This is a genomic window from Proteiniborus sp., from assembly GCF_040308045.1.
Taxonomy (GTDB): Bacteria; Bacillota; Clostridia; order Tissierellales; family Proteiniboraceae; genus Proteiniborus.
The window spans coordinates 1-9,175 of sequence record NZ_JAWRHZ010000009.1; the positions used below are offsets into that span (position 1 = coordinate 1).

The 9,175-nt window shown below is 31.5% G+C and carries 10 protein-coding genes; all 10 read left to right on the top strand.

Going from position 1 to position 9,175, the window contains the following annotated elements:
- A partial coding sequence (locus ABV008_RS01275; RefSeq protein WP_352418007.1) for a sodium ion-translocating decarboxylase subunit beta occupies positions 1–322 on the top strand: 322 nt, incomplete at its 5' end.
- A 219-nt stretch (positions 323–541) separates the two neighbouring features.
- Positions 542–1,528, top strand: a complete 987-nt coding sequence (locus ABV008_RS01280; RefSeq protein ID WP_352418008.1) for a biotin--[acetyl-CoA-carboxylase] ligase — start codon at positions 542–544, stop codon at positions 1,526–1,528.
- A 210-nt stretch (positions 1,529–1,738) separates the two neighbouring features.
- Entirely contained in the window at positions 1,739–2,512 is a 774-nt protein-coding gene (locus ABV008_RS01285) for an ECF transporter S component (RefSeq protein WP_352418009.1), read from the top strand.
- A 33-nt stretch (positions 2,513–2,545) separates the two neighbouring features.
- Positions 2,546–3,313, top strand: a complete 768-nt coding sequence (locus tag ABV008_RS01290; protein WP_352418010.1) for a type III pantothenate kinase — start codon at positions 2,546–2,548, stop codon at positions 3,311–3,313.
- An 82-nt stretch (positions 3,314–3,395) separates the two neighbouring features.
- The gene (gene dusB, locus ABV008_RS01295) at positions 3,396–4,373 is read left to right on the top strand and encodes a tRNA dihydrouridine synthase DusB (protein ID WP_352418011.1); all 978 of its coding nucleotides are present in this window, start codon (positions 3,396–3,398) and stop codon (positions 4,371–4,373) included.
- Positions 4,374–4,402: 29 nt separating this feature from the next.
- Positions 4,403–5,335 carry a DUF8754 domain-containing protein gene (locus ABV008_RS01300; RefSeq protein WP_352418012.1) on the top strand — a complete coding sequence of 311 codons (933 nt, stop codon included), beginning with the start codon at positions 4,403–4,405 and terminating at the stop codon, positions 5,333–5,335.
- A gap of 83 nt (positions 5,336–5,418) precedes the next feature.
- On the top strand, positions 5,419–6,336 hold the full coding sequence (locus ABV008_RS01305) for a hypothetical protein (RefSeq protein WP_352418013.1): 918 nt from the start codon (positions 5,419–5,421) through the stop codon (positions 6,334–6,336).
- A 245-nt stretch (positions 6,337–6,581) separates the two neighbouring features.
- Entirely contained in the window at positions 6,582–7,058 is a 477-nt protein-coding gene (greA, locus tag ABV008_RS01310) for a transcription elongation factor GreA (protein ID WP_352418014.1), read from the top strand.
- Between the two features lie 35 nt (positions 7,059–7,093).
- A complete protein-coding gene (lysS, locus tag ABV008_RS01315) occupies positions 7,094–8,575 on the top strand; it encodes a lysine--tRNA ligase (protein ID WP_352418015.1) in 1,482 nt (493 codons plus the stop codon).
- A 148-nt stretch (positions 8,576–8,723) separates the two neighbouring features.
- A complete protein-coding gene (locus ABV008_RS01320) occupies positions 8,724–9,020 on the top strand; it encodes a hypothetical protein (protein WP_352418016.1) in 297 nt (98 codons plus the stop codon).
- The last annotated feature ends 155 nt before the right edge of the window (positions 9,021–9,175 follow it).

A 9,175-nucleotide genomic window follows, 5' to 3' on the forward strand; every position in this document is an offset into this window, starting at 1 on the left:
AGCCACAGCAACAGCAGAACAGTTCTGGAACATAGGAACATTAAAAATAATAGCATTAGGATTAATAGCATTCTCCATAGGAACAGCAACAGGTTTAATATTTGGTAAGATAATGTACAAGCTATCAGGTGGTAAAGTAAACCCACTAATAGGAGCAGCAGGAGTATCAGCAGTACCAATGGCAGCAAGAATAGTACAAAAAGTAGGACAACAAGAAAACCCATCAAACTTCCTACTAATGCATGCAATGGGACCAAACGTTGCAGGAGTTATAGGCTCAGCAGTAGCAGCAGGAGCACTTTTGATGTTCTTTGGTAGTTAAATATTAAGTGTCATTCTGAGCGATAGCGAAGAATTTGTCTTAAGTATATAATATATTTTATGGGCGTCTATTAGGCGCCCTAAATTATTTCTCAATAATAGATGATTTTATCATTAAATTGTTTTAATATATATGTATGTGAGGAATGATACCTTGTCGTCATAAATATTGTAGGGAACGACACCTCATCGTTCTGTAATTCAAGAAGGAGGTTACACCTTGAAAGAACAGATATTAAAACTACTAAAAGACAATCAAAATGAATTTATATCTGGTCAGGAGATTAGCGAGCAATTAAAAGTAAGCAGGACTGCAATTTGGAAATATGTTAATATCTTAAAAGAGGAGGGCTATGAGATTGAATCTGTATCTAGAAAAGGACATATGCTTTTAGCTACACCAGACATTCTCAATTATGAAGAAATATCTGAGTATTTAGATACAAAATATATTGGTAGAGAGATTTATTATTTTGATTCAATAAACTCGACTAATATAAAAGCCAAAGAACTTGCTTATAGCAGTGAATCTGAGGGAACAGTAGTCATAGCTGAGGAACAGACAAATGGACGAGGTAGACTAGGCAGAAAATGGTCATCTCCTAATAAAAAGGGCATATGGATGTCTATTGTTTTAAAGCCTCAAATAGAACCCCAAGAAGCAGCTAAAATTACTCAAGTTGCAGCAGCAGCAGTGTGGAAGGCTATAAATCAAATAGGAGTAAAAACTCAAATAAAATGGCCTAATGACATAGTTATTAATGGCAAAAAAGTCTGTGGAATACTAACTGAAATGAGTGGAGAGTTAAACAGGCTAAATTATTTAGTGGTAGGCATTGGAATAAACGCAAATACAACTATAAGTGATTTTCCAGAAGAAATTAATGATATAGCAACATCGCTAAGAATCGAAACAGGTAAAGAAATAAAAAGAAAAGAATTAATAGCATTAATATTAAACTATTTTGAAGAATTATATAATGATTTAAAAAATAATGGGAACGTATATAGTTCAATAAAAGTATGTAAAGAGAATTCGGCACTTATTGGCAAAGATGTTAGGTTAACCCTAAGAGGAGAAGAAAAAGAAGTTAGAGCAATAGATATTAATGAAGAGGGTGAACTAATAGTTCAAGATAGTGAAGGCAATATATCTAAAGTTATTTCCGGTGAAGTATCAGTGAGAGGATTATATGGATATGTATAGGTGAAAAGCGTCTTATCTTTTATTATAAGTTTACCAAAAATAATAAATATGAAAATATAGATATATTATTGCACATACTTGTAAAAGTTGTTAAAATAAAATTGTGATATAGCTAATATCCGTAAGGAATTGGACTATATTGTTTTAAATATATCTATAAAATATTCGACTGGTATCCTTTTTAAGGAGCTAGAGCGGGAGGCGATTTTAATGTCAAATGTTTACGCAAAATCATCTTTTAATGTGAGAAAGATGGCAATTGTTGGGGTACTTGGTGCAATCTCAGCAGTATTAGGGATGACTCCAATAGGATTTATCCCAGTAGGACCTACAAGTGCAACTATAATGCATATACCAGTAATTATAGGGGCTATAGTAGAAGGACCAGTAGTAGGTATGCTTGTTGGGCTCATATTTGGTATCTTTAGTTTGATCAGAGCTATTACAACACCTACGATTATATCACCAGTTTTTTATAATCCATTAGTATCTATACTACCAAGAGTATTGATAGGATTAGTTTCTTATTACACATTTGTAGCAGTTAAAAAGATGAATAAAAAAACTTCCATAATTATTTTAATCAGTATATGGTTAAGTGTATTAGCTTACTTATCTTTCTCTTTTGCGAAAAACATTGGTTTGTATTCATCAGGAAGTATGAGTATTACTAAGCTAGTATTTAGCGGAATCTTGGTACTAATTACTATAATTATTGGATGGTTATCCTACAAAAAACTAAATCATAATGCATTAGATTTAATAGTTGGTACCATAGCAGGAACTCTTACTAATACTGTAGGGGTTTTAGGTATGATTTACGTATTTTATGGCAGATGGTATGTAGAAATGATGGGAGGCGATCCTGACCTTGCAGGAAAGATAATCTTAGGAGTAGGAATAGCTAATGGTATACCTGAAGTAATAATTGCAGTTATAATAGTTACAAGTGTAATATTGGGTATGAAAAAACAATTTAGATAATATAAATCACTTTATTGAAGAGTAGGTGGAACAATGATTTTAGTTTGTGATGTAGGAAACACTAATATAGTATTAGGAGTTTTTCAGGGTGAAAAATTGCTTAAGGACTGGAGAATATCAACTGATAAAGATAAGAGTTCAGATGAATATGGACTTATTTTAGATCAGTTATTTAAATATAACGGGTTAAATATTGAAGATGTTGAAGGAGTAATAATTTCATCAGTAGTTCCTAACCTTATGTATTCACTACAGGCTATGAGTATAAAATATTTAAATAAAGAACCACTAATAGTTGGTCCTGGGATTAAAACAGGTGTGAATATTAAATATGACAATCCTAGAGAAGTGGGAGCAGATAGGATAGTAAATGCAGTTGCAGCATATGAAAAATATGGTGGTCCAATTATTATAGTAGACTTTGGAACTGCCACAACTTTTTGTGCTATATCAAAAGACGGAGACTATGAGGGAGGAACCATAGCTCCAGGTATAATGATATCAAGTGAAGCATTGTTCCAAAGAACTGCTAAGCTGCCTAAAATAGAATTGATAAAGCCAGAAAAAGTCATTAGCAAAAATACAGTAAACAGTCTGCAATCAGGGATAATATATGGGTATGTAGGATTAGTAGATTATTTAGTTACGAGAATGATAGGAGAAATGAATGGAGAAGTAAAAGATGTAATAGCCACAGGAGGCCTATCAACTTTAATTGCTAGTGAATCAAAAACAATAACAAAAATAGATAAGTTACTAACTTTAGAAGGTTTAAGAATTATATACGAAAAAAACAAGTAGTCTAGACTACTTGTTTTTTTGTGAATATATGTATTATTATGGATATAATAAAGAAGAAAAAGAATAAGTGGAGTGTGATAAGTTGAAAATTGGCAATATAGACATAAAGAATAGAGTATTCCTTGCACCTATGGCTGGAGTTACTGATATGGTCTTTAGAGTTATATGCAAGCAAATGGGGGCAGGACTTGTATATAGTGAAATGGTAAGTGCAAAAGGACTTTATTATGGGGATAAAAAGACAGCAGAATTAATGGCTATAGACGAAAGAGAAAGACCTGTAGCACTACAGATATTTGGTTCTGATGTAGAAGTCATGAAAAAAGTTGTATATGAGTATTTAAATAAAAAAGATAATATAGACATTATAGATATCAATATGGGTTGCCCAACTCCTAAAATAGTGAAAAATGGAGATGGGAGTGCATTAATGAAGGAGCCTGATACAATAGGCAAGATTGTAAAAGGAGTTACAAGTGTTGCTTCTAAACCTGTTACTGTAAAAATAAGAGCAGGCTGGGACGAAGATAGTATAAATGCAGTAGAAGTTGCTAAAATAATTGAAGACAACGGAGCTAGTGCAATAGCAGTTCATGGGAGAACCAGAGAGCAATTTTACTCTGGAACTGCTGACTGGAATATTATAAAGAAGGTAAAAGAAAACACATCAATACCTATTATAGGCAATGGAGATATTTTTTCCCCTGAAGATAGTATAAGAATGATAGAACAAACAGGATGTGATGCAGTTTTGATTGGGAGGGGTAGCAGAGGCAATCCTTGGCTATTTAAAAGGGCTGTAGCATTATTAGAAAATGAAATTCATCTTTCACCCCCATCACCAACTGAGAGAATAGACATGTGTTTAGAACATTTAAAGCTACTATGTGATTTAAAGGGAGACAGGATTGGAGTTAGAGAAATGAGAAAACATATTGCCTGGTATATTAAAGGGATAAGAGATTCAGCAGAAGTAAGAAATAAAATAAACACAGTAGCAGATAGAGAACAGATGGAGAAAGAGCTTTTAACTTATAGAGAACTAGTAACAGAAAGTTAGTTTAAACCTAAACTTAAGGAGGCATGGGGATGAAAAAAGTAGTGAGTGTTAGTATAGGTTCATCTAAAAGAAACCACAGAGTAGAGACAAACATGTTAGGCGAAAATATTATTATTGAAAGAATAGGGACAGATGGAGATAAAGAGAAGGCAATACAACTCATAAAAAAGTTAGACGGTAAAGTAGATGCTTTTGGATTAGGTGGAATAGATATGTATTTAAGGTGTAAGGATAAAAGATACATAATAAGAGATTCAATTCCATTAAAACAAGCTGCTTCCATAACCCCTATTTTAGATGGGACTTTTTTAAAAGATACATTAGAAAGAAGAATAATTGAACTCCTTAACGCAGAGGGTACTATAAGCTTTAAAGATAAAAAGGTTTTGATTACATCTGCTTTAGATAGATATGGTATGGCTGCAGCATTTGAAGAACAAGGAAGCAGCATTGTGTATGGAGATGTAATATTTGCATTAGGAATACCATTAAGAATTAAGTCATATAATACCTTATACAATATAGCAAGAGCTGTAGCACCATTACTATTAAGGCTTCCTTTTCATATGCTTTATCCTACTGGAAAGAGTCAAGATGCAGCTTCTAACAATAAATTTAATAGATTCTTTCAAGAAGCAGACATTATAGCTGGAGATTACCTATATATTAAAAAATATATGCCAGAAAAAATGGAAGGAAAAATAATTATTACAAACACAATCACATCAAAGGATATTGAAGAACTAACAAAAAGAGGCGTAGAGCTTTTGGTGACAACTACACCTGAGTTCAATGGAAGATCCTTTGGAACTAATGTAATGGAAGCAGTAATAGTAGCATTATCCAAGAAAAAACCAGAGGATATGGATAACAAGGATTATAATCAAATGCTAGATAAGCTAGGATTTAGACCTAGAGTAGAATATTTAAAAAGGAGACAACAAGATCTCGCTGAAAAATGAATTGAAAGGGGATAGGGGGATGCCAGGGTAATTTTTTATATGTTTTAGAACCCCAGGATTATATAGACTATCTGAAGAAAGGGATGCTAAAGTATATACCCGAAAATATTATTTTATTATTTCAAAAGAAAATAAAGCCTAGAATAGTGTTTAGCTTTGAAAAAGAAGGAGAAAACACTATCTGTGGTTATGCAGCTGGATTTTTCACTACATATAAAAATCTATCTAAAGCAGAATATATATCAAGACTTACTGAATCAATAAATTTACTTAAAACAGAAGACATGAAAAGTCTAATAACAGAAAGAATTCATACTTTTACTCAAGAGAATATTAAGGAAATAGAAAATAATAGTGGATTAAAAATATTAGATGGTAGAAATGAAATTATAAACAGCATTCCTTATGTATTAAAAGAGCTATTCAGATTAAAAAATCAATTAATAAATGAAAAAGAAATACTAATAATCAGTGACGATACATATTTAACTGAGAAAATAGCTATTAATATTGCAAAAGATTTAAGTTTTTTGACAATTATGAGTAAAAATATGGTCTTTTGTGAAAAATTAATGAATAAGATTCTAAACGAAACAGGACTATCGCTTCAATTATCAACTAAGTTGGATAAATCAGTTCAAAATTTTGATGTGGTTATAAATATGGCATCTGATGTAGAATTAGATGCTTATAATATCAAGAGGAGAGCAATAATAGTAGATACTAGTCTAGGAAGAAAATTAGAAATTTTAAATGATAAGAGAAAAGATTTACTAATAATAACAGATTTAATATTTAAAAATAGTGGAATACTGAAAAATAACTCAGAATTATTTTCGTATAAAGATAAAATACCTTCTTATATATATGAAGGTATAAAAAAACAAGACAATATGAAACCAATAGAAATTAGGGCAAATGGGAAAAACTACAAAATCAAAGATGCAGTTAATATATATTATGGAAAAAGACGTAACAAATCATTATTCTTGACAAAGTAAATATATGTTATTATATACTCTTGACAATGAATGATTACTAAACTATAATAGTCTTCATAAATAAAGGGTAGGCACTGTAAGATACTTACGGTGCTTCTTGTTTAGCATACAATAAATACACTAAAATTAGTTGTCTATAAAGAAAACATTTGCATATATAAATACAACTACCATATACAATTACCATACATTAATAAATTTAAAAAATATTATTTAAAGAATTCTTTTATAAAGGAGAGAGGGAAATGACTGAAAAAGAGATCTTTTTAACTGCAGAGGGGCTAAAAAAGATTGAAGAAGAATATGACGAGCTAAGGACTGTTAGAAGAAAAGAAGTTGCTGATAGAATAAAACAAGCACTAGCCTTTGGAGATATAAGTGAGAATTCAGAATATGATGAAGCTAAAAATGAGCAAGCTCGTTTAGAAGAGCGTATTGCTAAACTTGAAAGGACATTAAGAAATGCTAGGATTATAGATGATGAGGATATCTCTGAAGAAATAGTGAGCATTGGCTCAAGAGTAACAGTTAAAGATATTGAGTATAATGAGGAAATTCAATATACAATAGTAGGCTCTGCTGAGGCAGACCCATATGAAGAAAAGATTTCTAATGAATCTCCAGTGGGAAGGGCCTTGATTGGAAGAAAAGCTGGTGATATAGTAGATGTACAGGTTCCTGATGGAGTAATAAAGTACGAAATAGTATCTATTAGCAGATAACTTATTGTACTAGGAGTGTACTAGGAGGCGGTCAAATGATTAACGAAGAAAATAACATTAACGAATTACTACTTATTAGAAGAGAAAAACTAGAGCATTTAAGGAAAATTGGTAGAGATCCATTTCTAATTGAAAAGTATGACGTAACAAATCATAGCAAAAACATCAAAGAGAACTTTGAAGAAATGGAAGGAAAGGAAGTATCCATAGCTGGAAGAATTATGACAAAGAGAGGTCATGGTAAAGCTAGCTTTGCAGATGTTCAAGATAGTGAAGGTAGAATACAAATTTTTGCCAAGGTTGATATTGTAGGACAGGAAGATTATGAATTATTCAGTACCTATGATATAGGAGATATAATTGGCGTAAAAGGAGAAGTCTTTAAAACTAAGACTGGAGAAGTTTCTGTCAAGGCTAAAGAAGTAGTTCTATTATCAAAATCATTACAAATATTGCCAGAAAAGTTTCATGGATTAAAGGATCCTGATTTAAGATATAGACAAAGATATGTAGATTTAATAATGAATCCAGAAGTAAAAGAAACATTTTTAAAAAGAAATAGGATAATTAAAGCTATAAGAAACTTTTTAGATGATAGAGGATATTTAGAGGTAGAAACACCTATACTTACTACAGTAGCTGGCGGAGCAGCAGCTAGACCTTTTCTTACTCATCATAACACTTTAGATTTAGATATGCAGTTAAGAATAGCAAATGAGCTTTATCTAAAAAGACTTATAGTAGGTGGATTTGACAAAGTTTATGAAATGGGAAAAATGTTTAGAAATGAAGGTATATCTATTAAACATAATCCAGAATTCACAAATATAGAATTATATTCAGCCTACGAAGACTATGAAGATATGATGAGAATAACAGAAGAACTTGTTGCACATTGTGCTCAAGAAGTAAATGGTACTACTGTAGTAGACTACCAAGGTGTAGAGATAGATTTTAAACCACCTTGGAAGAGAGCGTCTATGCATGATTTAGTAAAAGAAAAAACTGGAATTGACTTTTACGCTTTTGAAAGCGATGAAGAAGCTAGAAAGGTTGCCAAGGAAAAATTACACCTAGAAGTTGAAAACAACATGACAAAGGGACATCTTGTTAATTTAACCTTTGAAGAATTTTGTGAAAAAGATTTAATGCAACCAACTTTTGTGTTGCATCATCCTGTAGAAGTTTCACCTTTAGCTAAGAGAAACCCAGATAATCCATTAATAACAAATAGATTTGAAGCTTTTGCTAACACATGGGAAATAGCCAATGCTTTTTCAGAGCTTAATGATCCAATAGATCAAAGAGAAAGATTTGAAGAGCAACTTAAACAACGTGAATCAGGCGATGAAGAAGCGCATCCAATGGATGAGGACTTTATAAATGCTTTAGAAGTAGGGCTTCCACCTACAGGTGGATTAGGAATAGGTGTAGATAGACTGATTATGCTTCTTACTAATTCAGCTTCTATTAGAGACATAATTTTATTCCCTACAATGAAACCAATAGATAAGTAAAGATAGATACACTAATAATTCTAATTTTTAAGTATATTTACGAAACTATATATTTTGTTAAAACACATATGATGTATTATACATTATATGTGTTTTAATATTTATAATGAACTAGGAAAGTTCTAATTTAGATTCCTATATAAGTAGAATGTCATTTAAGGTTGGCTCAAATCAATTTAAATTAATATTTTCTATTGACAGTTGGTTAGTCACATGGTATATTAATAATTACCTCAAAAATGAAAATAAAGAATCAAAAGTGGTTGACACAATAAGAGATATGTGTTACCATAAAAAAGTCGTCACTAAGCGACAAAAAAAGCAAAACAAAAAGATTAATAAAAAAGTGTTGACAAAGAAATTCAAAAATGTTAACATAGTTAAGTTGGCTCTTGAAGCCGACGGGAAAGTTAACAATGATGGTCCTTTGGACACAAAGAAATGATGCCCTTCGGGGATAAATTAATGATGGTCTTTGAAAATTGAACAGTGAGAAGAAAACACAAACATCCAAAATGTAAATTTTGAGATGCGCTTAAAATAAAGTCAACGTCATAACGAGTGACAGGAGACAAAAGAACTTTTATTTGAGAGTTTGAT

What these genes read in the sequence shown, in the direction of transcription:
- ABV008_RS01300 (WP_352418012.1), top strand. Translation starts at nt 4,403, where the DNA reads ATGAAAAAAGTAGTGAGTGTTAGTATAGGTTCATCTAAAAGAAACCAC.
- greA (WP_352418014.1), top strand. Translation starts at nt 6,582, where the DNA reads ATGACTGAAAAAGAGATCTTTTTAACTGCAGAGGGGCTAAAAAAGATT.
- ABV008_RS01320 (WP_352418016.1), top strand. Translation starts at nt 8,724, where the DNA reads ATGTCATTTAAGGTTGGCTCAAATCAATTTAAATTAATATTTTCTATT.
- ABV008_RS01290 (WP_352418010.1), top strand. Translation starts at nt 2,546, where the DNA reads ATGATTTTAGTTTGTGATGTAGGAAACACTAATATAGTATTAGGAGTT.
- lysS (WP_352418015.1), top strand. Translation starts at nt 7,094, where the DNA reads ATGATTAACGAAGAAAATAACATTAACGAATTACTACTTATTAGAAGA.
- ABV008_RS01285 (WP_352418009.1), top strand. Translation starts at nt 1,739, where the DNA reads ATGTCAAATGTTTACGCAAAATCATCTTTTAATGTGAGAAAGATGGCA.
- ABV008_RS01305 (WP_352418013.1), top strand. Translation starts at nt 5,419, where the DNA reads ATGCTAAAGTATATACCCGAAAATATTATTTTATTATTTCAAAAGAAA.